The organism is Paraburkholderia sp. (assembly GCF_035501035.1).
Classification (GTDB): domain Bacteria; phylum Pseudomonadota; class Gammaproteobacteria; order Burkholderiales; family Burkholderiaceae; genus Paraburkholderia.
This window is the reverse complement of record NZ_DATJWR010000073.1, coordinates 1-24,613: the sequence shown is the minus strand read 5'-3', so window position 1 is coordinate 24,613 and position 24,613 is coordinate 1. Positions and strand designations below refer to the sequence as shown.

Sequence of the window (24,613 nt, the reverse complement as noted above, 5' to 3'; positions counted from 1 at the left end):
GGCCATCTGCTGGTCGCTGTGAATGCCCGCATAGTTGACGCATGCCGAGAGCATCGCCACCAGAATCGCCGACAACCCCACCTTGATCGTGCGGGCACCGCCAGCGGATTTACCAATCTGCGTTTTCATTTTCTGACCTGTCAGATTAATGATGAAAAAAAGGGGAGAGCGCCGCAGCGCTCAATTGCCAATGAACTTGTTGAGCAGACGGCACAGCTCGTCAAACTCCGTCTTCGTGAATTTCTTCAAGCGCGCGTTCAGCACTTCCGGCGCGACCTTCGGAATCTCGGCCGCGATTGCCTCGCCCTTCTTCGTCAGCACCAGGTTGACCACCCGGCGGTCGTCCACGCTGCGCGAGCGTGCCAGCAGGCCCTTCGTTTCCAGCTTGTCCAGCATCCGTGTCATGAGTCCGGTATCGACGGACAGGATCTTCGAGAGCTCGAACGGCGTGGAGGCCAGGCCGCGTTGCATCGCAAGCAGAATGCCCATTTGCGGGCCGGTGATGTCGAGCTCCTTGAGGGCCGTGTCCATTTCCGCCGTGACCAGGTTGCGAGCCTTGGTCAGCAGGAACCCGACGCTTTGCGTGAGCGAGAAACTTTCGGGTGTGTAGTGCTTCATGGCGCGTCCTCGAGTTGGATGACATGAACAATAACTGCAAAGTCAGAATTATGCAAGAGGAAATTTGCGATTCTTCACGGTCCGGTCCGCACGCCGCTCAGTGACCGCCCGCGCCCGCCGCGCTCTTCGCGCCGTCCTTGCTGGGCTTGGTGATCCAGATGAGGGGAATGATCACGATAAAAATCACCGCCGACAGCCAGAACACATCGTTCAGGCCGAGCATCGAAGCCTGTGCGCTCAGCTGGCTTTCGAAAAAGACCTCGGCTTTGAAGAGGCTGGCATGCAGTGTCGTCTGAATATTGGCGAGCGCGTGCAGATAGGCCGGGTTGTTCACGCTGGTCTGCTCGGCGAGCTGCGAATGATGCTGGATGGTCCGGTCGTTCCAGATGGTGCTCAGCAGCGACGTTCCCGCCGCGCCGGCGAAGATCCGCGCGAAATTCGACAGACCCGCGGCGGCCGGGATCTTCTCCGGCGGCAAGCCCGACAGGATGATCGCCGTGAGCGGCGTGAAGAACAGCGCCATCGGGATGCCCTGCAGCAGCGTCGGCAGAACGAGCGTGTAGGCGTCGACGCCCGTCGTGTACCACGATCGCATCAGGAACACGCCTGCGAAGCCGAGGAAGGCCAGCGTCGCCAGCACGCGCATGTCCGATTTCGGCATGATCTTGCCCATCACCGGCGCAAGAATCACGGCGAAGACGCCGAGCGGCGCGGTCACGAGGCCCGCATCGACGGCGCGGTAGCCCAGGTACTCCTGGATCCACGTCGGCAGGATCACGAGGTTGGCGAAGAAAACCGCGTAGGCAATCGAAATTGCGATGGTGCCGCCGAGGAAGTTGCGTCCCTTGAACAGACGCAGGTCGACAATCGGCTTGGCCTCGGTCAGTTCCCAGATCACGAAGAACAGGAACGCGATCAGCGCGACGATCGTGAGCGCCCAGATCACCGGCGAATTGAACCAGTCGAGATCCTTGCCCTTGTCGAGCATGATCTGCAGCGCGCCCACCCAGACGATCAGCGAAAGGAGCCCCACCTTGTCGACCGGCAGCTTGCGCGAAGGCGTTTCGCGCTTGTGATAGAGCGCCCAGATCACCGCGGCGGCGAAAAGGCCGACGGGCACGTTGATGTAGAAGATCCACGACCAGTTGTAGTTGTCGGTGATCCAGCCGCCCAGCGCCGGCCCGGCGATCGGACCGACCGTTGCGGTCATCGCCCACAGGGAGAGCGCGCTCGAGCTTTTTTCCTTCGGAAACGAAGAGAGCAGGAGCGATTGCGACAGCGGCACCAGCGGCCCCGCCACCGCACCTTGCACGATACGTGCCACGAGCAGAATAGGCAGGCTGGGCGCGAAGCCGCAAGCCGCGGACGAAACCACGAACAGCAGGATCGCAGCCACGAAGAGCTTCACCTGCCCGACGCGCTGCGTGAGCCAGCCCGTCAGCGGAATGGAGACCGCGTTGGCCGCGGAAAACAGCGTGATGACCCACGTGCCTTCGTCGACCGAGACGCCCAGGTCGCCGGAGAGCGTCGGAATCGCGACGTTTGCAATCGACGAGTCCAGCACGTTCATGAAGGTGGCGAGGGCCACGGCGAAGGTGCCCAGTGCGAACTGCCAGCCAACCAATGGTGCTGGAGCGTTCGCGTTGTTCGGCGGGTTCATGTTGCGTCCTTTAAAGGCTTGAAGAGGCTTGATGGCCGGCTACGCTCGAGCCGTCGTCAGGTATCTGATATGTCAGAGATTTGGTTACAAAAAAACGATTCACTCGCCCAGCAACTTGCAGAGGAGACGGCATAAGGCCGCGAACTCCAGCGGGGTAAAACCCGACAAGCGCCGGTTCAACACCGCCGGCACGGTCTCGGCGATCCGCGCGGCCACGTTGCGGCCGGCGTCGGTCAAGGTCAGGTCGACCACGCGCCGGTCCGCGCCGTTGCGATGCCGGCGCACGAGGCCTTGCCTTTCCATGCGGTCGACCATTCGTGTGACAAATCCCGAGTCGATGCCCATCAGTTTGGAGAGCCCGACCGACGAGCGCGCAACGCCCACGGAAAGGAGCAGCAGCGCGCCGATGTGCGAACCACTGACGCCGGTGCCCTCGAGCGCGAAGTCCATTTCCGCCGTGAGCAGGTTACGGGCTTTGCTCAGCGCATAGACGACACGCTGAACTGGCAAAAAACCTTCTTCGCGATAGTGGCTCATGACTGACATCTCCGTTTCTGCTGCGCACTATATCTGACATATCAGATAAGTGCAAAGTTTTTTTTGAGAGTGCGGATGGATGCTGCACGAACGCCCGGTGAGTCACTTGACCAAATCTGACATTGCAGCTATTGTTTTTGTCAGAAATGCGGCTGCGGCCGCGATATTACATGAGACCAGAGTCTGGCGCCGGAGCGCCAACGTCCGCCGACACGAGGAAACGATGGAACACTACACGCCCGAGAGCTTCATGGTTACCGAAAGTGTGGGCTTCGCGCTTTCGAAAGCGCTTAACCTGATGGCTTCGGAAATGGACGCGGCGCTCAAGCCTCTGGACATGACGAGCGCGCAAATGGGCATCCTGCTCCTGGTCCGGGCGGGGGTGGCACACTCGCCATTCGAGCTCTCGAAACAGCTCAGCATTGATACGGGGCTGATGACGCGCCTCATCGACAAGCTCGAAAACAAGGGCTGGGTGGGGCGCTCGCGCAGCGTCGACGACCGCCGCGTGGTGAACCTGGCGTTGACGAAAGAGGGCGAGGCCATTGCCGGGCAAATTCCGGAAATTGCGCCCAGGGTGCTCAACGCGCGGCTGCACAAGTTCAGCACTGTCGAGTTCGAAGAGTTGGGTCGCCTGTTGCGCAAGTTCACGAGTGATTAATCGGGTGTCTGATCGGGTGTCGCGGGCGCGGCCGGAAAGCTCGAAGGCTTCCCGGCGAGCATCGGCCGCGCGTTCGCCACGCTGCCCGCGCAACGGGTAATGGCCAACTGGATCGAGATCGGATCGTTCTGCGCGTGCCGGCGCGAAGGCAGACGCCGAAATCGTGAAGATCCTCGACCGCAACTGCATGCTCGCAGTACCGTTGGCCAGCACTCACGCGCGCGCGAGCAGCGGGTAGTCGGTATAGCCGCGCGCATCGCCGCCGTAGAAGGTGGAGCGGTCGTAGCGGTTCAGCGGGCTTCCGGTGCGCAGGCGCTCGGGCAGATCGGGGTTGGCGATGAAGAGGCGCCCGAACGCCACGAGGTCTGCGTGCCCGTCAACCAGAATCTGCTCGGCGCTTTCGCGCGAAAAGCCGCCGGCCGCGACGAGCGCACCGTTGAAATGACGGCGTAAGTCCTTCGATGAGACTTCCGAATCGCTCGATTCCCGCTCTTCAATGCCGCGAATGCGCGGCTCGATGACGTGCAGGTAGGCAAGCGCGTAGGCGTTCAGGCGCTTCGCGACATAGCCGAAGGTGGCGTGCGGATCGCTGTCGGACATGGTGCCGTAGGTGCCGCTTGGGGAAATGCGTACGGCAACGTGCCCGGGCCCCCACACGCCGACCACGACGTCGAGCGTATCGAACAGGAACTTCGCCCGCTTTTCGATGGAGCCGCCATAGGCGTCGGTGCGCTGGTTCGTGCCGTCGAGCAGGAACTGCTCGAACAGATAGCCGTTGGCCGCATGGAGTTCGACCCCATCGAAGCCCGCTTCCTTCGCGAGCGCGGCGCTATGGCGGAACTGCTCGACGATCTCCTCGATCTCTTGCGCTTCGAGCACACGGGGCACGACGAGCTCGGCTTCGGCAAGATTGCCGTATTCGTCGCGAATCGCGGCGTGCTCGAGCGAGCGCAACGCCGAGGGGGCGACCGGCGTGAGGCCGCCGGTATTGGCGGGGTGGGCCTGCCTGCCCGCGTGCCAGAGCTGAACGAAGATGCGGCTGCCCTTCGCGTGCACGGTGTCGACCACGCGCTTCCAGCCGGCCATCTGCTCGCGCGTCCACATGCCCGGCGCATCGACATAGGCGATGCCGAGTGGCGAGACGGCGGTGGCGTCGGTGATCAACAGGCCGCCATCCGATGCGCGCTGCGCGTAGTACTCGACCATCAGATCTCCCGGCACGTTGCCCGGCTCGGTTCTCATACGCGTGAGCGGGGTGAGCACCACGCGATGCTTCAACGGTAACGCGCCAACACGGGTGTCGCTGAACAGCTTCATTTCGTGCTCCTTCCTTTGGGTTGGGGATGACGCCGATATTCGCGGCATCCCCGCCGTGCGGGAAGTGAGACACGGGCGATAGCTCCTATTCCACCGGGGCATGGCGCATTTGACGAGGGTTCGATGCGCTGCGAGCGAGCCACACGAACCGCGCTGGGCCATGCCTGAAAGGAATCACTGATATGAGCGGCAGCTGCCTACCGGCAAGCCTGCCCGATGAGCCAAATTACGGTGGCACCGCGGCGTCTCACGAAACGGCCCCCAAATTCGGCGCTTCGTAAGTTGCGCGTCGCCTCAACGCCCCCTGTTCACTGACTGGAGAAACAACATGAGCTCGATTAACGTTCCCACCCGCGAGGAAGTGTCGCCGGCCAACCAGGCCATTTTCGACAAGCTGAAGGCGGGCATCGGCATGGTGCCGAACCTGTACGCCACGCTCGCCCATTCGGAGCATGCGCTGGGCAACTATCTCGCGTTCCAGAACGCGAAGAGCAGCATTACGGGCAAGGCGCGCGAAGTGGTGAATCTGGTCGTGAGCCAGGTGAACGAGTGCGAATACTGCCTCGCGGCGCATACGGTGATCGGCAGGAAGGCCGGCTTCACGGAGGAGCAGATCCTCGAAATCCGCGGCGGCCGTGCGAGCTTCGACGCGAAGCTCGATGCGCTGGCCCGTCTCGTGAAGGACATCGCGGTGCGGCGTGGTCATGCGCAAGCGCCGCTCGTCGACGCGTTCCTCGTGGCCGGCTGGACGCAGGAGCATCTCGTCGACACGATCGTGGCGATCGGCGACAAGGTCGTCACCAACTACCTCCACGGCGTGACGCGCGTGCCCGTCGACTTCCCGGCCGCGCCGAAGCTGCCGCAGTGAGGCACGATGCCAGCCCACGCGGCCACCGTGCGGTCGGTGCGTTCGCTTCGGGCTGGCGTGGGAGCAGGCCGGCGACGCTTAGCCGTAGAACTCGTTGTCGAGCAGCATGTCCTCGAAGAACGCGCCGAAGCGCCTTTCCGGGTCGCGCAGATGGATCTCGAGAATCCAGCGCATGGCCGAAGGCGTGGAGTCGAACTCGGCCAGCGACCCGGTGTGGATCGTGGCATGCGGAAAGTCCGACACACGATGACCGGGCAGATCGAAGTTGAGCTCCCAACCCATGGCGCGCGCGTTCTTTTCGGCAAAGGCGTACAAAGCCTGGCCGCTCAGCCGCTCGCGCTCCCAAACCTCACGCACTTCGTGAAAGAGCCGCTCGGCATCGCGCGCGCAACGCTCGTACTGCGCATTTTGACCTACGACGAATGAGGCGCCACCATCGCCTTCCCATGCGCCGACGCGAGGGGCGATATCGATGAAAAATATATCGTTATCCTTAAGGATGACGCCCGGCTCCGAGGCCTGCTTCATCGGCTTGATCGTATTGCTGCCGAAGCGAACGCGAGTGGGGTGCCAGCTCAGCGCCAGATCCGACTCGAGAAGGACCCGCTTCGCCATTTCGACGGCCTCTTCCTCGACCATGCCCGGCCTGACGCGCGACGCGATATTGCTAATCGCTTCACGGGTCTTGTTGCGCGCAAGCAGCATGCCGTCGACGGAAAATGCCGGGCCTACCCGCTCGGCGTTCGCAAGAATTTCGCTCATCGTAGAACTCTCCATGGGGCACGCGGGCGAGGAAAGCCACGCGTTCGACACGCATTCTGCGCAGTCGCGGCGCGCTTTTCCATGGTTCTGTGGCGTGGAATGCGGACAGATTGGGCCGTTCTTGTGCCAGACCGCGTTTGGGGTGATCGAGCGAGGCGTGAACACGACCGCGATGCGTTCGTCTGGCAAGACACAGCCGGACCGGACGCTCTGGCTGGCGGCCGCTGACGGCGCTGCTAGGCGCCCGCTTTCGCAGGGCGTTTCGCTTTTGCGGAGACAGCGCCGAAGTGGCTCCGATACTGCTGCGGCGTGGTGCCCAGCTTTCGCCTGAACGCCACGCGCAGGTGGTCGGCGTCTCGCATGCCACATTGAAACGCAACGGTTTTCAACGGGACCGAACTGTTTTCGAGCATTACACGGGCCGCATCGATACGTGCGCTCTCGACGAACTCGGCGGGCGTTACGTTAGTATCGCGAACGAATATTCGCGCGAAATTGCGTTTGCTCATTCTGGCGACGGACGCCAGCACTTCCACGCTCAAATCCTCATTCAGGTGCCCGAGCACATACTGCTGCACCTGCGCAACGGGCGACGAGGCTTCCGCATACGGCGTGAGATATGGACTGAACTGCGACTGGCCGCCCGCGCGCTGCACGAACACGACCAGCCGTTTGGCGACGTTCAACGCGATCTCGGGGCCGTGGTCCTGCGCAAGCAGGTACAGCGAGAGATCGATTCCCGCCGTGACGCCCGCCGAGGTATAGAGGTTGCCGTCCTGAATGAAAATCCGGTCGAACTCGACGTTCGCAGTCGGGCACATGGCGGCGAGGGCGCCCGCGTCGTTCCAGTGTGTCGTCACGGTCCGGTTGTCCAGCAAGCCCGCTCGCGCGAGGGTGAGCGCGCCGTTGCAGATGGATCCGAAGCGCCGGGCGCGCTGGCTGGCTTTGCGCAGCCAGGCGTGCAGCGCATCGTCAAGCGGCTCATTCACAAGCGAGGGACCGCCCGCAACGAGCAGCAGATCCCAGGCATCGGCGGCCTCTTCGAAGTAGTGGTCTGCACCAATGCGCACGCCGCTCGAGCAGGGCACCGCGCCGCGTTCGGTTGCGATCAGCTCGAGCTTGTAGTGCGCTTCGGGCAAAAGGAAACGATTGGCTTCCGAGAAAACGTCGGTCGGCCCGAACACATCGAGCGCCTGAACGCCAGGGAAGACGAGAACGGCAACGCTGAGCATCGGTGGAAAGGAATGGGGCGGTGAACGGTCATAGCATAACTGGAACGCTTGTCACGTGAAGGCATTTTTTGCCAGCTGGCGTTCTCGATTCGCTACATCAATCGAACCGATAGATTCAAGCATGAAATCGCCCTGTGTCCGCCGGACACGCAATGTTGGCACGATTGCTCGTCTGACGCGTGTTGAGGCCACCGGCCAACATGCGGAGAATCGATCTCGCTTCTGTAGAGATGCATCGCGACGCTGATGGCCCCAAGTCATGTCGATTCTGCAGCGGCTCTTGTTTTCGCGAGTGATCTTGCGCTGCACGCACGAGGTCGACGCGCGCTCTCAAACACGTTCAGGAGCACCATCATGGATCAAAAGTCGAGCATGCCGAAGCTGACCCACGCATCGGGCGCACCGGTCAGCGACAACGTCAACATTCAAACGGCCGGCCCGCGAGGCCCCGCGCTGCTGCAGGATATCTGGCTGATCGAGAAACTCGCGCACTTCGGCCGCGAGGTGATTCCCGAGCGTCGCATGCATGCGAAGGGCGCTGGCGCGCACGGTACGTTTACCGTCACGCATGACATCACGCGTTATACGAAAGCGAAGATCTTCTCGGAGATCGGCAAGGAGACGCCGATGTTCGCGCGATTCTCGACGGTGGCGGGCGAACGCGGCGCGGCCGATGCCGAACGCGACATCCGCGGGTTCTCGCTGAAGTTCTACACTGAAGAAGGAAACTGGGACGTAGTGGGCAACAATACCCCGGTGTTCTTCTTTCGCGATCCGCTGCGTTTTCCCGATCTGAATCACGCCATCAAGCGCGACCCGCGAACGGGCATGCGCAGTGCCGACAGCAACTGGGACTTCTGGTCCTTGCTCCCCGAGGCCATGCACCAGGTCACGATCGTCATGAGCGAGCGGGGCATTCCGCGCTCATTCCGGCACATGCACGGTTTCGGCAGCCACACCTATAGCTTCCTGAACGCGCAGAATGAGCGTACGTGGGTCAAGTTCCACTTTCGCACACAGCAGGGCATCGAAAACCTGACCGATGCCGAGTCCGTGGCCTTGATCGGCAAGGATCGCGAGACGCATCAGCGCGACTTGTATGAGAGCATCGAGCGCGGCAATTTCCCGCGCTGGACCTTGTTCATCCAGATCATGACGGATGCGCAGGCCAAGGCCTTTCCGTTCAATCCTTTCGACTTGACCAAAGTGTGGCCGAAGGCCGACTTCCCACTGATCGAGGTGGGCTACTTCGAATTGAATCGGAATCCTGATAATTTTTTCGCGGAAACCGAGCAGGCGGCATTTTCACCGGCCAACGTGGTCCCGGGCATTGGCTTTTCGCCCGACAGGATGCTGCAGGCGCGCCTCTTTTCGTACCCCGACGCGCAGCGTTATCGGCTTGGCGTGAACTACAACCATATCCCCATCAACGCGCCCAAGTGCCCGTTTCACAGCTACCACCGCGATGGCGCGATGCGGACGGACGGCAATCTCGGTGGCACGCCCTCGTACTGGCCGAACAGTAAAGGCGTATGGACGGACCAGCCGCAATTGAATGAGCCGCCGCTGGAGATCGACGGTGCCGCGGCGCACTGGGATCACCGTCTCGACGAAGATCATTTCCAGCAGCCGGGCGATCTGTTCCGGAAGATGAACGGGGCGCAAAGGCAGGTGCTGTTCGAGAATACTGCGCGAGCCATGGGCGATGCACGGGACGAAGTCAAGCAGCGCCACGTCGACAACTGCAGGAAGGCCGACCCAGAGTATGGGGATGGCGTGGCTGCCGCGCTCGCCCGTCTCGGAGCGAACGTGCGGTAGGCCGGGGGAGTTCGCCGCAGGGCGTCGCGGCCGGGAGCGCGGCCCCACGGCTGGGGCGCGTTCACGGCCGCGGTTCCGCCGCGTTTCGCGGCGAGGCGCGTGGGGCGTCAGGCGCGCTCGGAGGCTTCGTTCTTGCGCCGCGCGAGGATGTGCGCGCCGGCACTGCGCGGCAGCAATACGCTGTCGACCACGCCCAACGCCGCGAGCGCCGTGATCAGCCAGAATGCGAGGTGGAAGTCGGCTGTGCTGGCGGTTCCGGCGTGCGTGCCGCGCAGCGCTTCGGCTATCGATAGCGCCAGGGCGCCCACCGCGATCCCCATGCCGGCGTTCATCTGCTGCAGCACCGAGAACAGGGTGGTCGCATCGCGCATTTGCGGCTGGGGGATATCGGCAAAGCCGATGGTGTTCAGCGCGGTGAACTGCATTGAACGCACGAGTCCGCTGAAAAACAGGAGCCCGGCAACAGCCGCGCGGGGCGTGTCGGGTCCGAGCAGCGTGAAGCCGGCGAAGCCGAGCGCGACCAATATTCCGTTGACCAAGAGCACGGTACGAAAGCCGAACCGGTTCATGACCCACGTGGTTCCCGGCTTCATGCACAGATTGCCTGCGAATAGCCACAAGAGCAGCGCACCGGATGCCACCGCGCTCCAGCCGAACGCGACCTGGAACATCAACGGCAGTAGGAACGGCGCGGTGCCGATGGCGGTGCGAAACAACGAGCCCCCGAACACGACGACGCGAAATGTCGTGATCTTCAGCGGCGCGAGATCGAACAGCGGGTGCGCGGCGCGGCGCAGATGCACGGTGGTGCCCGCCAGTAGCGCGATGCCCGCGGCACACATGCCGATCGACACCAGTGCCGTGACGTCGGAGCGGCTGGCCATCTCGATGCCGCTCATGACGAACGCAAAGCCTAGCCCGCTCAGCACGAAACCGGGCGTGTCGAAGGGCTGCACGGGGCGATGCGCATCGCGCAGGAGCAGCAGCGCGGCGGCGAGCGCGGCCACGCCGAGCGGCAGGTTGAGCAGGAAGATCCAGTGCCAGCTCCAGTGCGTGCTGATCCAGCCGCCAAGCGGCGGCCCGAGAATCGGTGCGACCAGGGCCGGCCAGGTGAGGATCGCAATGGCGCGCACGATTTCATGCTTCGGCGTGTCGCGCAGCACGACCAGCCGGCCGACCGGCACCATCATCGCGCCACCCAGCCCCTGCAGCACGCGCGCGGCCGTGAAGGCGAAGAGCCCGCTGCTGGTCGCGCACAGCAACGAAGCGACGGTGAATACCGCGATCGCCGTGGCGAACACGCGCCGCGCGCCGAAACGCTCGGCCAGCCAGCCGCTCACCGGGATGAACATCGTCAGCGCGACCAGGTACGCCGACACGCCGATCGAAAGATAGGCGGGCGCGGTATGAAAGTCGCGCGCCATGATGGGCAACGAAGTGGTGATGACCGTGGCGTCCAGGTTCTCCATGAAGAACGTTGCGGCCACAAGGAATGCGACGGCGGTGCGGCGTTCGAGGCGGTGCGGCATTGGGCGTATTCCGTGTTCCGGGCGGCTCGCCCCGGCTCATGCCTGCGCGACCTCCCGCTCGTAGCCCTCAAGTTTATACAGCAACGCCGAGGCGAGCCAGAATGCCTGATTGATCGCGATGATGCGCCGGGCGAGTGTCATAGCGCGCCGGCGCGAGGGCCTATTGCAGGTGGGCTTTCAACTGGTCTGCGAGTTGCTGCGTTGCAGCTTTCGTCGGGGCATCCTCGGCCAGTGCGTTGAGCAACCCGAAGTCGTGAATCGTGCCGTTGTAGCGGACCATCGTGATGTCGTCGCCGGCGGCGTCGAGTTTCTTGCCATAGGCTTCGCCCTCGTCGCGCAGCACATCGAATTGCGCGACCTGGATCAGCGCGGGCGGCAGCCCCTTGAGTTCTTCCTCCGAAGCACGCAGCGGAGAAGCGTAAATCTGCGCGCGCTGCGCAGGATCCGTCGTATAAGCATTCCAGAACCACTCCATCATGTCGCGCGTGAGAAAGTGGCCGTTCTGGTAGGCGAGGTAGGAACCGTCATTGAAGTTCGCATCGGTGACCGGCCACATGAGGCCCTGGAAGCGGATGTGGGGTCCCTGCCTGTCTTTCGCCATCAGGCTGACGACAGCGGCCATATTGCCGCCGACGCTATTGCCCACCACCGCGAGCCGGCTGCCGTCGACGCCAATTTCGCCGCCATGCTCCGCGACCCACTTCGTCGCGGCGTAGGCCTGGTTGATGGCCACGGGGTAACGCGCTTCAGGCGAGGGCGTGTAGTTCACGAACACCGCCACGGCGCCCGATTGCACGACGAGGTCGCGCACGAGGCGCTCGTGCGTCTGGAAGTCACCGAGAATCCAGCCGCCGCCGTGGAAGAACATGAACACGGGAAGCGCGCCGCTCGCGCCCTCGGGGCGCACGATCGTGATGGGCACGCTGACGCCGTCCTGTTCGATCGTACGGGTGGACACATCGATGCCGGAGAGGTCGACCTTGACGCTGTTCTGCGCGTCGACCAGCACCTGGCGCGCCTTGACGGGCGGCAGCGTGTTGATTGCGGGCCCTTTGCCGCTGTTCAGCACATGGAGGAAGTTCGCGGTGACCTGGTCCGGCCCGGCGGGCATGGCGGGCGACGTGTGCGCGGCGGCCGCAGCAAAGACGGAGTGGGCGGCGAGCAGTACGGCGAGGGTCATCGGCTTGAGCGCTTTCATTTGATGAAGCTCCTTGTGTCAGTGACGGTGAAGCGTTGATTGAATCTATCTACTAATGCGTAGGCAACTGCGGCCAAAAAACGAGGGCTGGGCCCTTATCTGAAAATATACTATCTACTACTAGGTAGATTTCTCGGGCAAAAAGAAAGAGGCGATTGCGCCTCATGACGTTTGTCGCTGCGCCTTGCGCCAGCGCCTCCGCAAGCTAGATGCACAGGTGTTTTTGCTTGCATGAGCCGAACTTTATCTACCGGTAGATAGAGTGTCAAGAGATTTTTCGATCACGCGGGCCGCCGCACACCGAGCGGGCGGGAGGGCTATCGACAGCATGAACATTCCCAGCGGAAAGCCGGGAAAAATTGATTGATTCGGTCATTTATCCCGATCAAGGTAATCACATTGAAGCATCTTAAGGGGCGTGTTCACTCGTGTATGATTGAGTCGGTCAACAAATGATTGTTTCAATCACAATTCGCGGATTGACGCGATACCGAAGAACGCGAGGAGACTACCCATGGTTCAGATTCCCATCAAACGCGCGATCGAGCGCGTGCCGGGCGGCATGATGATCGTGCCGCTGCTTGTCGGTTCGCTGGTGGCGACCTTTCTGCCCGAGATGCCGAAGTTCTTCGGCTCGTTCACCAACGCGCTGTTCACGGGGGCGCTCCCGATCCTTGCGGTTTTCTATGTTTGCATGGGGGCGGGAATCAACGTCAGGTCCACGCCGTACCTCATGAAGAAGGGCGGCGCGCTGCTTGTCACGAAGGTGGGGGCGGCCATCGTGGTTGGCGTGATTCTCGGTCATCTCATCGGCGAGCAGCCTGTTTCGGCCGGACTCTTCGCGGGTATCTCTACGCTCGCCGTGGTCGCTGCGATGAACGACACCAACGGCGGCCTGTACATGGCGCTGATGGGCCAATACGGCCGCTCCGAAGACGTCGGCGCCTATACGCTCATGTCGCTCGAATCGGGGCCGTTCCTCACGATGGTCACGCTCGGCGTCGCTGGCCTTTCTGCGTTTCCGTGGCAGACGCTGGTCGGCAGCATTCTGCCGCTCGCGCTGGGCATGCTGCTCGGCAACCTGGACCGTGAGATGCGCGAGTTTCTCGCGAAGGCCGTGCCCGTGATGATTCCTTTTTTCGCGCTGGCGCTCGGCGCGGGACTCGACCTGCACAAGGTGTGGCAGGCGGGGATTCTTGGCATCGGGCTGGGTATCGCCGTCGTGATCGTGACGGGCGTCCCGCTGTATTTCGCAGACCGCCTGACGGGCGGCACGGGTGTCGCGGGGGTGGCTGCGGCCAATACCGCGGGCAATGCGGCGGCGGTGCCAGCCCTCGTCGCCGCGGCGAACCCGGTCTACGCCGAGGCGGCGAAAAGTGCGACGCTGCTGGTTGCCGCCTGTGTCGTCGTGACGGCGATCCTCTCGCCGATACTGACGGCTTCGATCGCGAAGCGCTACCAGCAGCGGCAGGCTGACGTGAAGGCAGGCAATCGGGCGGAACGGGTGCAATGAAGGTACTGATCATTGCGGATGACCTCTCGGGTGCCGCGGACTGCGCGATCGGATTCGCGAGCGAGCGTCACCGCACGGTCGTCACGCTGGAGGCTACGCGCACGTCCGCGCATGAAGGCGCCGACACGATCGCCGTCGATACCGACACGCGCCGTCTCGTGCCTGAAGACGCGGCAGCGCGCACCGTGGCCGCGTATGCGGAGATGAGCGCGCGCGGCCAGCGGCTTTACAAGAAAATCGATTCGACGTTGCGCGGCAACTGGGCCGCCGAGGTGGCGGCCTTGCAGCCGCTCGCGGGTATGGCGATCGTCGCGCCCGCGTTCCCGGCCACGGGGCGCACGGTGCGCGGCGGCAGCGTCTACGTGCACGGCCAGCCGCTCGAAGAAACGTCGACATGGAAGCTCGAACACGCCGGTCTTGCCGCCGACCTCGCCACACAGCTGAAGTCCGCGGGCCTGAAGCCGGAGCTGCTGGATGCCGAAGCTTTGCGCGACGACCCGCATGCACTGGCTGCGCGCATCGAAGCGCTGGCCGCGAGCGGCTTGCAGGCGCTGATTGTCGATACGCAAACCGAAGCGGCGCTGCGCGCGCTCGCCCGCGCGACGCTGCAAAGCGAAGCAGCATTCTTCTGGGTCGGATCGGGCGGGCTTGCGCGTGAAATCGCGGCGCTCGATTCCCGCCGGCACACGTACGTCAGCGAACAGCGCGATGCAGCGTTTCCGGGCGGTCCGGTCCTCATCCTCGTCGGCAGCCTGTCGGGCGTCAGCGAGCGCCAGTGCGCGATGCTGCGCGAGCGAGGCCGCGTCGAAGAACTGATCGTGCCGCCCGCCATGCTGCGCGAGGGCGCAAGCCATCGCGACTGGCGCGCGTGGCAGGCACGCATCGATGTGTCGCTGACGGCGCGCGTCGATCTGTTGGTGCGCATCGGTCGCGACGATGCATTCGATCCTGCCGAAGGCGCGCAACTGTCGACGGCGCTCGCCGCGCTCGTCGAGCCGCACTTCACGAAGGCGGGCGGGCTGATCGCGACGGGCGGCGAGACGGCGCGCGCGATGCTCGCGGCGGCGCGCATCGGCAATCTGCAATTGCTGGCCGAAGTCGAGGCCGGTGTCGCCGTTGGCCGGCCGCTGGATGCCGGCCGCACACACTGCCCCGGCGTCGTGACGAAAGCAGGTGCGTTCGGCACCGATCGCGCGTTGTACGCGGCATGGCTCACGCTGCGCAACGAAACTGAGCCGCATGTCGGCGCACCGTGACGTGCTTCACTACTGAACAAAAGCCAATTCCCAAGGCATAACGAGATTCCCTCATGAGCAAGTACCTCCCCATAATCGGCATCACCATGGGCGATGCAGCCGGCGTTGGCGCGGAAGTCGTCGTCAAGAGCCTCGCGCATCCCTCGGTCTATGCGCAGTGCCGTCCGCTCGTGATCGGCGATGCGAAGCGCCTCGAACGCGCAAACAGCATCGTGGGCGGCGAGATGAAGATCCGCCGCATTGACGACGCATCGCAAGCGCAATACGAGCAGGGCACGATCGACTGTATCGACCTTGGCCTGATCCCCGAAGACTTGCCGTTCGGCCAACTCTCGGCGGTGGCGGGCGATGCGGCCTTCCAGTACATCAGGCGAGCCGCCGAGCTTGCGCAGGAGGGCAGCATCGACGCGATCTGCACGGCGCCGCTCAACAAGGAAGCGTTGCACGCGGGGGGGCACAAGTATCCGGGTCACACGGAAATGCTCGCGCACCTCACAGGGGTGGACGAAGTGTCGATGATGCTCGTCGCGCCGCAGCTTCGTGTCATTCACGTCACGACGCATATTGGCATCATCGACGCGATCCGCAAGATCGAGCCGGGCCTCGTGCAGCGGACCATCGAACGCGGGCACGCGACGCTCGTCAAGGCGGGTATCAAAACGCCACGCATCGGCGTGTGCGGGATCAATCCGCATGCAGGCGAAAACGGCCTGTTCGGCTACGGCGAAGAAGAAGAAAAGATCATTCCGGCCGTCCAGGTTCTGCAGCAGCGGGGCATCGACGTCACGGGGCCGCTGCCTGCCGATACGTTGTTCTTCCGCGCGGGCCGCGGCGACTTCGATCTGGTGGTGGCGATGTATCACGACCAGGGGCATGGTCCCGTGAAGGTGCTGGGCCTCGAAGCCGGGGTGAACGTGACGGTCGGCCTCGAAGTGATCCGCACGTCGGTCGATCACGGCACGGCATTCGATATCGCCGGCAAGGGCGTCGTGGACGAAGGCAGCATGCTCGAAGCGCTGCGCCAGGGCGCTGAACTCGCGACGCGCCGGTAATGACGCGTCGCTGATGCGACGTCGTTGGTGCGGCAAGGTGCGGGTGCGTCGCTGGTGTAAGATTGAGGCCCTTTTTTCAGGCTTGCGCAGAAGTGACCAAAACGACCGACCGCCATCAGGCGATTCTCGAGCTTCTTCGCACCCGCGACGCTAACGTCGAGGAGTTGTGCGCGGCGCTCGATGTATCGGAAGCGACGATCCGGCGTGATCTGACCACGCTCGCGAAAGAGCGGCGGCTCGTGCGCACGTACGGAGGCGCAACGGCGCTGGTCGGCGCGCACGAGCCGGAAGCGTCGCTCGAAGAGCGAAAGTCGACGCAAGGCGAGCAGAAGGAGGCGATCGCCGTGGCGGCTGCGGCACATGTGCGCGACGGCGACACCGTGCTGCTCGATGGCGGCACCACCTGCGCTGCGCTGGCGCGCCGCCTCGCGGCGCGTGAAAACCTGCATGTGGTGACGAACAATCTGCTTGCGGTGATGGCGCTCGCCAATTCGCCGGGCGTGCGGCTGACGTTGATAGGCGGCGAGTTGCGCGGGTCGAGCATGAGCACGCTCGGGCCGCTGGCGGAGCTGATCCTGAGCCGGCTCACGGTGGATTGTGCGTTTCTCGGGGCGGACGGCGTGGTGGCGGGATTCGGCCTGTGCGAGGCAACAGCCCAGCAGGCGTGGCTGAAGGAGTGCATCGTCGCCCGCGCAGCCGAAGTCATCGTGCTCGCCGATTCCGACAAGCTTGGCCGTACCCGCCAGCAGCACTGGACGCCGATTCAGCGAAACTGGCGTCTTCTCACTTCGTCGATGGCCAGCGACGCCGCGCTTGCGCCGTTCCGCGCACTCCGGGAAGTGACCGTCGAACTTGCGCCAATATAGGCGGCGCAATGCCGCGCCCGTTTCGCGCTGGATTCTGGCCTGACTGATACAACAAAGCATCGGGATGTTCGAGTCGGGCCATTGAGCAGGCAGGAACTAAGGAAGCAGCCACTTCCTTAGTTCTACATACGGAGCGATAGCCCTACATTGCCGCTTCGAAGATGGCAATGACCTGCGCCAGCGTGGCCTTGCGCGGATTGGTCAGCATGCAAGCGTCCTTTTGCGCGTTATGCGCCATCACCTCGTGATCCTGCGCCTTGACTCCGAGACCTGCCAGCCCGGACGGAATGCCAATGGACGCTGACAGCCTGCGGATAGCCGCCACCGCAGCCGCCGCTGCGTCAGCGGTAGACAGGTTGGCCGTACTCACGCCGAGCAGCGCGGCAACGCGTGCGAAACGCTCGGGCGCGGCAATGAGGTTGAATTCGCAGACATGCGGCAGCAGGATCGCGTTGCACACGCCATGCGGCAGGTTGTAGAAGCCGCCAAGCTGATGCGCCATGGCATGCACGTAGCCGAGGGACGCGTTGTTGAACGCCATGCCCGCGAGGTACTGCGCATAACACATTGCCGCGCGCGCTTGCATGGATTCGCCATTCGCCACCGCCTTGGGCAGCCACTCGCCAATCAGCTCGATCGCCTTTTCCGCGCAGGCGTCGGTGATCGGGGTCGCCGCGGTGGAGACATACGCTTCCACTGCATGGGTCAACGCATCCATGCCGGTTGCCGCGGTCAGCGCCGGCGGCATGGCCACCATCAAGCGCGGATCGTCGATCGCGATGAGCGGTGTACAGCGCCAGTCCACGATGGCCATCTTCACGTGATTGCTCGAATTGGTGATGATGCAAAAGCGCGTCATCTCCGCGGCCGTCCCGGCCGTCGTATTGATCGAGATGAGAGGCGTCATCGGCACACTGGACTTGTCGACACCCTCGTAATCGCGGATATGCCCGCCGCCTGCGGTGACGAGACCAATGCCCTTCGCGCAGTCATGCGACGATCCGCCGCCCAGCGAGACGATGAAGTCGCAACCTTCCCGCTCGTAGAGCTTCACGCCGTCGTGGACGTTGACATCGGTCGGGTTCGGCTCGGCGCCTGGAAAGACCACGGCCTGAAGGCCGGCCTCGCGGATATAGCCGGCAATGATCTCGGGCAATCCCATCTTCTGCAGACCGGCATCGGTCACGATGAGTGCCTTCCTGGCGCCCAGCGCCTTTGCACGTGTGCCGGTCTCGCGCGCGCAGCCCGGACCGATGAGGCTCACGCAGGGGATGAAAAAGCTGTCGGTGCGATCGGCGATGCTTAGATAACTCATTTCGTCTCCACGGTTATTTGGGTCACTTGCGACCCGCATTTCATAGAGCACGAAACAGGCCATCACATCAGAAAGCGGATTCCCCGGGCTTTACGCGAGAGCGTGAGCGAAAAAGCAGTTCGATTTTGTTCAGTATCGGCACATGGCATAGGCCAATATTGAGCATTCCGGATCAAGCAAATTCCGCTTTGTACATATGCATGAATTGCTGTCAAATATTGTAAAACGAATATTGCTTGATACTAGTCAAAGTAAAGAAAAGATTCCTGTCACATCTCCCCTATGCCCTTTAGCCGTTCCGCGAGGAACTCGCGCAGCACGCGTACCTTGGTCGAAAAACGACGGTTGGGCAGATACGCCATATATATCTGCCTGCCGGTGAGCTCATTTTTAAGATGGTAACCAGGCAAAACCGCTTCCAGCGTGCCGCCAACCAGCAGGTCGCGTATCAGCCAGATTTCGAATTCTGCGATACCGAGTCCCGCGCACGTCGCCTCGAGCAGCAACTCCGAATGATCCGACTGGAGGTTGCCGTGCGGCAGCACGGACTCCATGCGCTTGCCGTCCGTGAGGTGCCAGCGCGAATCGCCTTCGGGATGCAGGTAGCGCAGGCAATTGTGCTGAGCGAGATCGGCCGGACACGATGGGCGCCCGCGCTGCGCGAGATAGGACGGCGCCGCGCACAGGATGCTGTCGTTGCGGGAGATGGGCTGCACGATCAGGTTATCGAGATAGTTCTCCCCCTCGTGAATATCGAGATCAAAACCGCCGGACACCATGTCGTTGTGGTTATCGGTCAGGCGCAAATCGAGCTGGATGCCCGGGTAGCGTTCGAGAAAGGGTGCCACGAGCGGAGCGAGATAGCGCCGGCCGAAGGCGACCGGCGCGGTCAGCTTCAGCGGTCCGCTGGGCGCGGCATCGAGTTCGGTTACGACGCGCAGCGTGTCGTCGAGGTCCGCGATCATCGACACTGCCCGCGCGTGATAGAGATTGCCCGCCTCCGTCAGCGCGATGTGATGGGTCGAGCGGTGCAGCAGCGACACGCCGAGCAGGGCTTCGAGCGCCGTGACCTTGCGCGCGATCGTGGAGGTCGCAACCTTCAGCTCACGCGCTGCTGCCGAAAGACTGCCTAGCTCGACGACGCGAACCAGCGCGCGCATTGCACCCAGATGATCGATTCCGTTATCCGTCATCTTTTTTCGATTCATGGCGGTATTGCGTCCAGTGCAAAATGGTTTTCGAAATTACGATGGGACACCAACTTTTGCAATAATTAAACTGCGATGATCGCTTTAACCGCCATCACGCAATGACCCTGCCTTCGCATATCCCGCTTGCCGTCGCCACTCGCAATGCTCACATCGAGCGTGTTCACTGGGGCTCCGTCGCGGTAGTCGACGCAGACGGCGTGCTGCTCGCCTATGCCGGCGACCCGCAAGCCTTCGTCTTTTCGCGCTCCACACTCAAGCCCTTCCAGGCGCTGGCTTTCGTGCGCGACGGCGGTCCCGAGCATTTCGGCTTCACCGACGAGGAACTCGCGCTGACCTGCGCGAGCCACGGCGGCGAGCAGGTGCATGTCGATGCGGTCACAAGCATGCTCGCGAAAATCAACGTGGCAGAGCCGGACCTGCGCTGCGGTGTCCATATCCCGAACTATTACAACGAGAACAACCTGCCGCCGCGCGGCAGCTTTTTTGATCAACGTCATCACAACTGCTCGGGCAAGCACGCGGGCTTTCTCGGCTATTGCTGCATGCATGGCTATGCGCATGCGCAATATCTCGAACGCGATCACGAACTGCAGCGGCAAATCTCGCGCAATGTATCGAGGCTCTCGGGTGAGTCCGAAAGCGACCTGTGGGTTGGCATCGACGGCTGCAGCGCGCCCAATTTCGGCATGCCGCTCAGCAGCCTCGCGCTCATGTGGGCGCGCCTCGCGACGGGAAAATCGCCCGACGGCGCAAGCACCGAGGCCGCGTTGAATCGCATCTACGCGGCCATGGCCGCGCATCCGATGATGGTGTCCGGCACGGGCCGCTGCGACCTCGCGCTCGCGCAGGCCTCGAACGGCAACTGGGTCGCGAAGGTCGGCGCGGACGGTCTCCATACGATCGGCGTGCGCGACACCGGCATCGGCGTGGCCGTGAAGATCGCCGATGGCGACTTCAGCGCCGTCTACGCGACCAGTCTCGCCGTACTCGGGCAGCTCGGGCTGCCGCTGCAGACCGAGGGCACGGCGCTCGCCAGATGGGCCGATCCCGTGCTGCGCAACGTGCGCGGCATGGAGGTGGGCCGGCTCAAGTCGACCGCGCAGCTCACATGGGTATGACCGCCGGCGCGGCTACGCCGCTCGTTTCGCTGCGCGGCCTGAACAAGTCGTTCGGCGCACAGCAGGTTTTGTTCGACGTCAATCTCGACGTCGCGCCGGGCGAGGTCGTCGTCGTGATCGGCCCGTCGGGCTCGGGCAAGTCCACGCTGTGCCGCTGCATCAACCGGCTCGAGACGATCGATTCCGGCGACATCCTGATCGGCGGCGAGCCGCTCGCACAGGAAGGCCGTGCGCTCGCGGCGGTGCGTGCGCGCATCGGCATGGTGTTTCAGCAGTTCAACCTGTTCTCGCATCGCTCGGTGCTCGACAACGTCGCGATGGGGCCGCGCAAGGTGCTGCGCCACTCGCGTGCCGAGGCCGAGGCCAATGCGCGGCGCCTGCTTGCGCGCGTGGGTCTCGCGCACAAGGCGGACGCCGCGCCCGCGGAACTCTCGGGCGGCCAGCAGCAGCGCGTTGCGCTCGCGCGCGCGCTTGCGATGAACCCGCGGCTGATGCTGTTCGACGAGCCCACTTCGGCGCTCGATCCCGAGATGGTCAGCGAAGTACTCGCCGTGATGCTGGAGCTCGCGAAGAGCGGCATGACGATGATCGTCGTCACGCACGAAATGGGCTTTGCGCGCCAGGCCGCCGATCGCATCGTGTTCATGGACAGCGGGCGCATCGTCGAGATCGCCGAGCCCGAGCCGTTCTTTGCCGGGCCGCGCTCCGGGCGCGCGCGCGATTTTCTCTCGAGCATCCTGGCGCACTAGCTTCTTGCTTGCCGGCTCGAACCGGGCCGCTCCATTCACATAGAAAGACAGGAGAGTAACGTGAAACTCAAAAACATCGCCGTCATGGCTTCGTGCATCGCCGCCACGCTGTTCGCGGCCGTCGCGCCCGCGCACGCCGCGGACAGCGTTCCCACCGACTCGACCATGGAGAAGATCCAGAAGCGCGGCAAGCTCGTGGTGGGCACGTCGCAGAACTCGCTGATGTTTTCGGTGCGCAACCCGATATCGGGGCAGACCGAAGGGTTCGAGGCCGACCTCGCGCGCATGCTCGCGAAGAAGCTCACGGGCTCGGCCGACAACGTCGAGTTCGTGAAGACGACGCCGGAGAACCGTTTGCCTCTGCTACAGAGCGGCCGCGTGGACGTCGTCATCTCGACGCTGACGATCAACGACCAGCGCAAGAAGGTGATCAGCTTTGCGGGTCCGTACTATATCGCGGGCCAGGACATTCTCACGCGCCGCGCCGACACCAGCATCCGCAGCGTGGCCGATCTCACGGGCAAGACCGCGTGCGTGCTCAACGGCACGACCGTTGAGGACAACGTGAAGAAGTTCGCGCCGCAGACGAAGTTCGTGACGTTCGCTGACACGCCAGCCTGCGTGGAAGGTGTGGTCGACGGTCGCTTCGACGCGTATGTCGACGACGGCGCGATGCTCGCGGGCGAAGCGCTGCGCCAGCCGAACAAGTTTCGCATCGTGGGCAAGCCGTTCACGCGGGAGCCGTGGGGCGTAGGCGTGTCGAAGGACGCGCCCGCGTTTCGCAACTGGATCAATGCGCAACTCGAGCAGTCGATCAAGGACGGCACGTGGAACAAGCTCTACGCGAAGAATCTCGAAGGCACGCTGGGCCAGCCGCAAGTGCCGACGATCGAACCCTGACGTACCCTTGACGTGTGACACATGGAATCCCTGCCTTCGTTTGCGTGGCGCTTCATCCAGGGGATGGGCGTCACGATCGAGCTGTCGTTGCTGTCGTTCGCAATGGCCTTCGTGCTGGGCGTCGCGCTGACCGTGATGGCGGTCGGCCCGCTCGCGCCGCTGCGCTGGTTCGCGGCAACCTACGTCGAGATCATGCGGATGACGCCGCTACTCGCACTGCTGCTGCTGTTCGTGTTCGGCCTGCCAAAGCTCGGATTCATGTATTCGCTCATCGCTTCCTCGGTGCTCGTGCTCGGCTTCTACACCGCCGCATGGATCGCCGAGGTGTTGCGTGCCGGCGTCAACGCCGTGCCGCCGGGGCAGATCGAGGCCGCGCGCAGCATCGGCATGACCTTTACGCAGGTGCTCGCCAACGTCGTGATTCCGCAGGCCGTACGCACCGTGATTCCGCCGCTCGGCAATCTGTTCGTTATCCAGATCAAGGCATCGTCGATCGCGGCGGCAATCGGCGTGTTCGACATCACCTACACGGCGCAGCGCATCAACTTCGAAACGGCGCAGGCCGTGCCGACGTTCGCGAGCGCGATGGTCGCGTACATGCTGCTGACCGTGCCACTCGGCATGTTCATGCGGCGACTGGAGCAGAAAATGGCGGTGGCACGATGATGCGCACGACTACGCTCTACGAAGCCGCGGGCCCGCGCGCACGCGCGCGGCAACGCGTCTTTTCCGTGCTGAGCGCGCTTGCCGTGGTCGGCTTGCTTGCCGCCATCGGCGTGCGGCTGGAATCCACAGGGCAGTTCGACGCCGAAAAATGGGCGATCTTCTGGCATTGGGGCACCGCGAAGTTCCTGTTCGACGGGCTGCTGGCGACGCTCGAAGCGGCCGCCTGCTCGGCGCTCGGGGCGTTCGTGCTGGCGTTGCCGCTCGCACTCGGGCGCCTGTCCGCACACCGCGGCATTCGCACGTTGGCGGGCGCCTACGTCGAGCTCTTTCGCGCGGTGCCGCTGCTGCTGCTGATCCTCTTCATGGTGATCGAGCTGCCTGCGCTGGGCTTCGACTTGCCGGCACTCGGGTTTCTCGTCGTGGCAATGGCGCTGCACCACGGCGCGCTCACGGCCGAAGTGGTTCGCGCGGGCATCCTCTCGCTGCCGCGCGGGCAACGCGAGGCGGCGCTCGCACTGGGCATGCGGCCCTGGCAGGCGATGCTGCATGTCGTTCTGCCCCAGGCGTTGCGCAACATGCTGCCGGCGCTCATCAGTTCGCTGCTGGCGATCGTGCAGGACACGTCGCTCGGCTATGTGATTCCCTATGACGAACTGCTGCACCGCTCGCAGGACGTGTCGAGCTACGCGCCCGAGTCGTTGCTGCAGGCCGCGTTTGTCGTGACGATGGGATATGGCGTGGTCAGTGCGTTGCTGCTCTATGTGAAGCGCTGGGTGGTGCGGCGCCAGAGCCGCACCGTGCGGTCCTCCGGACGGGCGCCCGATGTGCACGCCGCCACCGCGGAGACGTCGGGTGAGTGCGTGTCGCTCGGCGGAGCGCCGAAGGCTTGAGCGGCGGCTCCGCCTGCCGATGAAACGCTCTCGATTGACCGAGCTCGGCGCGCTGGCGCGATCGAGCTTGGGCTGATGCGCATCGACCGAGAAAGCACGCTCCGGCTTCGGGCACGGCGCCGGGCTGCCTGGTAGGGAAATCACCGTGCTGCTGGTCTTCCATCCGACGTTTCCGGTCTGATGACCGAGATACATGCCCGATCATCGCCGATGCGTTGCACGGGCCGCTTCAAGCTTGACGAGGTAACGCACCATGTATGACGACATCAATCACGAAGCCACCGTGGCTCGATTGCGGGACAAGCTCAACGTGCTCGAGGACCTGGTACTTTTCCTGGCAGAGCAGCGCGGTCTGATGACGGTCAGGCTGGCGGAAATCGCCAACCATGCCACCGTGCTCGCGATCAGCGCCAACATGTCGAAGAAGCACATCGAGGACCTGTCGCGCATCTCTCATGGCGCAACGGAAATCATGTCGCACATCCGCGCCGAATGCGATGAAATTGACCGCGCGCTGATGTTCGTATCTGACAAGCCTAAGCCAGCATCGGTTTGCGCGAATTACATCTTCCCGGCAGTGCGCAGCCAGTATCAGGGGCAGGTGTAGCGCGGGGCCGTTGCGAATAACGGACGAAGCGCTTTTACGTCATTGAGGCTCGTGCTTCAGGGGGGGGCACCACCTAGTCTTACTGTGTCATATAAGTAGCTGCGCGCTCTATTGTCGTACAAGAAGAGAGCCATCGTTGCATGAGCCTATGCCCGAGCAGGATACGCAACGTAGTAATGGAATCAGGAACGTGGCGTTGAGCGCGCTGGACTGCCCCGGGGGATGTAATCCGGGGGAAGGGCAGGCAGCGCGCGTTCGGGGAAGTTTTTT

The 24,613-nt window shown here is 63.4% G+C and carries 23 protein-coding genes; 13 read left to right on the top strand and 10 right to left on the bottom strand.

Annotation, left to right across the window (positions count from 1 at the left end; all coding sequences use genetic code 11):
* Positions 1-180: 180 nt before the first annotated feature.
* From VMJ11_RS05210 to VMJ11_RS05200, 3 genes are all read right to left on the bottom strand, one after another.
* Positions 181-618 carry a MarR family transcriptional regulator gene (locus VMJ11_RS05210; protein ID WP_325617625.1) on the bottom strand — a complete coding sequence of 146 codons (438 nt, stop codon included), beginning with the start codon at positions 616-618 and terminating at the stop codon, positions 181-183.
* Positions 619-715: 97 nt separating this feature from the next.
* The gene (locus tag VMJ11_RS05205) at positions 716-2,278 is read right to left on the bottom strand and encodes a DHA2 family efflux MFS transporter permease subunit (RefSeq protein ID WP_325617623.1); all 1,563 of its coding nucleotides are present in this window, start codon (positions 2,276-2,278) and stop codon (positions 716-718) included.
* 99 nt (positions 2,279-2,377) lie between these two features.
* Positions 2,378-2,815 (bottom strand): MarR family winged helix-turn-helix transcriptional regulator, encoded by a 438-nt coding sequence (locus VMJ11_RS05200; protein WP_325617621.1) that lies wholly within the window; start codon positions 2,813-2,815, stop codon positions 2,378-2,380.
* 223 nt (positions 2,816-3,038) lie between these two features.
* On the opposite strand from VMJ11_RS05200, the gene VMJ11_RS05195 reads away from it, so the two are divergent.
* Positions 3,039-3,476: a MarR family transcriptional regulator gene (locus VMJ11_RS05195; RefSeq protein WP_325617629.1), complete on the top strand. Its 438-nt coding sequence runs from the start codon at positions 3,039-3,041 to the stop codon at positions 3,474-3,476.
* 213 nt (positions 3,477-3,689) lie between these two features.
* Here the strand turns inward: VMJ11_RS05195 and VMJ11_RS05190 are convergent, their stop codons facing one another.
* On the bottom strand, positions 3,690-4,793 hold the full coding sequence (locus VMJ11_RS05190) for an alkene reductase (protein ID WP_325617619.1): 1,104 nt from the start codon (positions 4,791-4,793) through the stop codon (positions 3,690-3,692).
* 328 nt (positions 4,794-5,121) lie between these two features.
* Here VMJ11_RS05190 and VMJ11_RS05185 point away from each other — a divergent pair, with 328 nt between their 5' ends.
* On the top strand, positions 5,122-5,661 hold the full coding sequence (locus VMJ11_RS05185; protein WP_325617617.1) for a carboxymuconolactone decarboxylase family protein: 540 nt from the start codon (positions 5,122-5,124) through the stop codon (positions 5,659-5,661).
* Positions 5,662-5,739: 78 nt separating this feature from the next.
* Here VMJ11_RS05185 and VMJ11_RS05180 read toward each other — a convergent pair whose 3' ends face one another.
* Both VMJ11_RS05180 and VMJ11_RS05175 read right to left on the bottom strand, forming a co-directional pair.
* Positions 5,740-6,423 carry a M24 family metallopeptidase gene (locus VMJ11_RS05180; RefSeq protein ID WP_325617615.1) on the bottom strand — a complete coding sequence of 228 codons (684 nt, stop codon included), beginning with the start codon at positions 6,421-6,423 and terminating at the stop codon, positions 5,740-5,742.
* 236 nt (positions 6,424-6,659) lie between these two features.
* Complete coding sequence (locus VMJ11_RS05175) at positions 6,660-7,655, bottom strand: GlxA family transcriptional regulator (RefSeq protein WP_325617613.1); 996 nt, start codon at positions 7,653-7,655, stop codon at positions 6,660-6,662.
* A 372-nt stretch (positions 7,656-8,027) separates the two neighbouring features.
* On the opposite strand from VMJ11_RS05175, the gene VMJ11_RS05170 reads away from it, so the two are divergent.
* Entirely contained in the window at positions 8,028-9,473 is a 1,446-nt protein-coding gene (locus VMJ11_RS05170; RefSeq protein WP_325617627.1) for a catalase, read from the top strand.
* 107 nt (positions 9,474-9,580) lie between these two features.
* On the opposite strand, the gene VMJ11_RS05165 is transcribed toward VMJ11_RS05170, so the two are convergent.
* Positions 9,581-11,002 carry an MFS transporter gene (locus tag VMJ11_RS05165; protein ID WP_325617611.1) on the bottom strand — a complete coding sequence of 474 codons (1,422 nt, stop codon included), beginning with the start codon at positions 11,000-11,002 and terminating at the stop codon, positions 9,581-9,583.
* A gap of 160 nt (positions 11,003-11,162) precedes the next feature.
* The gene (locus tag VMJ11_RS05160) at positions 11,163-12,200 is read right to left on the bottom strand and encodes an alpha/beta hydrolase (protein ID WP_325617609.1); all 1,038 of its coding nucleotides are present in this window, start codon (positions 12,198-12,200) and stop codon (positions 11,163-11,165) included.
* 514 nt (positions 12,201-12,714) lie between these two features.
* Between VMJ11_RS05160 and VMJ11_RS05155 the strand changes: the two genes are divergently transcribed.
* From VMJ11_RS05155 to VMJ11_RS05140, 4 genes are all read left to right on the top strand, one after another.
* Positions 12,715-13,713, top strand: a complete 999-nt coding sequence (locus VMJ11_RS05155) for a 2-keto-3-deoxygluconate permease (RefSeq protein ID WP_325617607.1) — start codon at positions 12,715-12,717, stop codon at positions 13,711-13,713.
* The gene (locus VMJ11_RS05150) at positions 13,710-14,969 is read left to right on the top strand and encodes a four-carbon acid sugar kinase family protein (RefSeq protein WP_325617604.1); all 1,260 of its coding nucleotides are present in this window, start codon (positions 13,710-13,712) and stop codon (positions 14,967-14,969) included. Before VMJ11_RS05155 ends, VMJ11_RS05150 begins: the two co-directional genes overlap by 4 nt.
* A gap of 53 nt (positions 14,970-15,022) precedes the next feature.
* Positions 15,023-16,021: a 4-hydroxythreonine-4-phosphate dehydrogenase PdxA gene (pdxA, locus tag VMJ11_RS05145; protein WP_325617602.1), complete on the top strand. Its 999-nt coding sequence runs from the start codon at positions 15,023-15,025 to the stop codon at positions 16,019-16,021.
* A 92-nt stretch (positions 16,022-16,113) separates the two neighbouring features.
* A complete protein-coding gene (locus VMJ11_RS05140; protein ID WP_325617600.1) occupies positions 16,114-16,887 on the top strand; it encodes a DeoR/GlpR family DNA-binding transcription regulator in 774 nt (257 codons plus the stop codon).
* A 142-nt stretch (positions 16,888-17,029) separates the two neighbouring features.
* Here the strand turns inward: VMJ11_RS05140 and mdh are convergent, their stop codons facing one another.
* On the bottom strand, positions 17,030-18,202 hold the full coding sequence (mdh, locus tag VMJ11_RS05135) for an iron-dependent methanol dehydrogenase (RefSeq protein WP_325617598.1): 1,173 nt from the start codon (positions 18,200-18,202) through the stop codon (positions 17,030-17,032).
* Between the two features lie 269 nt (positions 18,203-18,471).
* Complete coding sequence (locus VMJ11_RS05130) at positions 18,472-19,395, bottom strand: LysR family transcriptional regulator (RefSeq protein WP_325617596.1); 924 nt, start codon at positions 19,393-19,395, stop codon at positions 18,472-18,474.
* Positions 19,396-19,511: 116 nt separating this feature from the next.
* On the opposite strand from VMJ11_RS05130, the gene VMJ11_RS05125 reads away from it, so the two are divergent.
* The 6 genes from VMJ11_RS05125 to VMJ11_RS05100 all read left to right on the top strand — a co-directional run bounded on the left by VMJ11_RS05125 (position 19,512) and on the right by VMJ11_RS05100 (position 24,343).
* Complete coding sequence (locus tag VMJ11_RS05125) at positions 19,512-20,531, top strand: asparaginase (protein WP_325617594.1); 1,020 nt, start codon at positions 19,512-19,514, stop codon at positions 20,529-20,531.
* Positions 20,528-21,280, top strand: coding sequence for an amino acid ABC transporter ATP-binding protein (locus VMJ11_RS05120; protein WP_349255974.1), 753 nt, complete (start codon positions 20,528-20,530; stop codon positions 21,278-21,280). Before VMJ11_RS05125 ends, VMJ11_RS05120 begins: the two co-directional genes overlap by 4 nt.
* A gap of 60 nt (positions 21,281-21,340) precedes the next feature.
* On the top strand, positions 21,341-22,180 hold the full coding sequence (locus tag VMJ11_RS05115) for a glutamate ABC transporter substrate-binding protein (protein WP_325617590.1): 840 nt from the start codon (positions 21,341-21,343) through the stop codon (positions 22,178-22,180).
* Positions 22,181-22,201: 21 nt separating this feature from the next.
* Entirely contained in the window at positions 22,202-22,846 is a 645-nt protein-coding gene (locus VMJ11_RS05110; RefSeq protein ID WP_325617588.1) for an amino acid ABC transporter permease, read from the top strand.
* Complete coding sequence (locus VMJ11_RS05105) at positions 22,843-23,736, top strand: amino acid ABC transporter permease (protein WP_325617586.1); 894 nt, start codon at positions 22,843-22,845, stop codon at positions 23,734-23,736. Before VMJ11_RS05110 ends, VMJ11_RS05105 begins: the two co-directional genes overlap by 4 nt.
* Before the next feature lie 253 nt (positions 23,737-23,989).
* Positions 23,990-24,343 carry a hypothetical protein gene (locus VMJ11_RS05100; protein ID WP_325617584.1) on the top strand — a complete coding sequence of 118 codons (354 nt, stop codon included), beginning with the start codon at positions 23,990-23,992 and terminating at the stop codon, positions 24,341-24,343.
* Positions 24,344-24,613: the final 270 nt, after the last annotated feature.

What these genes read in the sequence shown, in the direction of transcription:
- VMJ11_RS05130 (WP_325617596.1), bottom strand. Translation starts at nt 19,395, where the DNA reads ATGACGGATAACGGAATCGATCATCTGGGTGCAATGCGCGCGCTGGTT.
- VMJ11_RS05105 (WP_325617586.1), top strand. Translation starts at nt 22,843, where the DNA reads ATGATGCGCACGACTACGCTCTACGAAGCCGCGGGCCCGCGCGCACGC.
- VMJ11_RS05190 (WP_325617619.1), bottom strand. Translation starts at nt 4,793, where the DNA reads ATGAAGCTGTTCAGCGACACCCGTGTTGGCGCGTTACCGTTGAAGCAT.
- mdh (WP_325617598.1), bottom strand. Translation starts at nt 18,202, where the DNA reads ATGAGTTATCTAAGCATCGCCGATCGCACCGACAGCTTTTTCATCCCC.
- VMJ11_RS05160 (WP_325617609.1), bottom strand. Translation starts at nt 12,200, where the DNA reads ATGAAAGCGCTCAAGCCGATGACCCTCGCCGTACTGCTCGCCGCCCAC.
- VMJ11_RS05110 (WP_325617588.1), top strand. Translation starts at nt 22,202, where the DNA reads ATGGAATCCCTGCCTTCGTTTGCGTGGCGCTTCATCCAGGGGATGGGC.
- VMJ11_RS05210 (WP_325617625.1), bottom strand. Translation starts at nt 618, where the DNA reads ATGAAGCACTACACACCCGAAAGTTTCTCGCTCACGCAAAGCGTCGGG.
- VMJ11_RS05125 (WP_325617594.1), top strand. Translation starts at nt 19,512, where the DNA reads ATGACCCTGCCTTCGCATATCCCGCTTGCCGTCGCCACTCGCAATGCT.
- VMJ11_RS05100 (WP_325617584.1), top strand. Translation starts at nt 23,990, where the DNA reads ATGTATGACGACATCAATCACGAAGCCACCGTGGCTCGATTGCGGGAC.
- VMJ11_RS05120 (WP_349255974.1), top strand. Translation starts at nt 20,528, where the DNA reads ATGACCGCCGGCGCGGCTACGCCGCTCGTTTCGCTGCGCGGCCTGAAC.
- VMJ11_RS05175 (WP_325617613.1), bottom strand. Translation starts at nt 7,655, where the DNA reads ATGCTCAGCGTTGCCGTTCTCGTCTTCCCTGGCGTTCAGGCGCTCGAT.
- VMJ11_RS05165 (WP_325617611.1), bottom strand. Translation starts at nt 11,002, where the DNA reads ATGCCGCACCGCCTCGAACGCCGCACCGCCGTCGCATTCCTTGTGGCC.
- VMJ11_RS05185 (WP_325617617.1), top strand. Translation starts at nt 5,122, where the DNA reads ATGAGCTCGATTAACGTTCCCACCCGCGAGGAAGTGTCGCCGGCCAAC.
- VMJ11_RS05195 (WP_325617629.1), top strand. Translation starts at nt 3,039, where the DNA reads ATGGAACACTACACGCCCGAGAGCTTCATGGTTACCGAAAGTGTGGGC.
- VMJ11_RS05155 (WP_325617607.1), top strand. Translation starts at nt 12,715, where the DNA reads ATGGTTCAGATTCCCATCAAACGCGCGATCGAGCGCGTGCCGGGCGGC.
- VMJ11_RS05180 (WP_325617615.1), bottom strand. Translation starts at nt 6,423, where the DNA reads ATGAGCGAAATTCTTGCGAACGCCGAGCGGGTAGGCCCGGCATTTTCC.
- VMJ11_RS05150 (WP_325617604.1), top strand. Translation starts at nt 13,710, where the DNA reads ATGAAGGTACTGATCATTGCGGATGACCTCTCGGGTGCCGCGGACTGC.
- VMJ11_RS05170 (WP_325617627.1), top strand. Translation starts at nt 8,028, where the DNA reads ATGCCGAAGCTGACCCACGCATCGGGCGCACCGGTCAGCGACAACGTC.
- pdxA (WP_325617602.1), top strand. Translation starts at nt 15,023, where the DNA reads ATGAGCAAGTACCTCCCCATAATCGGCATCACCATGGGCGATGCAGCC.
- VMJ11_RS05205 (WP_325617623.1), bottom strand. Translation starts at nt 2,278, where the DNA reads ATGAACCCGCCGAACAACGCGAACGCTCCAGCACCATTGGTTGGCTGG.
- VMJ11_RS05200 (WP_325617621.1), bottom strand. Translation starts at nt 2,815, where the DNA reads ATGAGCCACTATCGCGAAGAAGGTTTTTTGCCAGTTCAGCGTGTCGTC.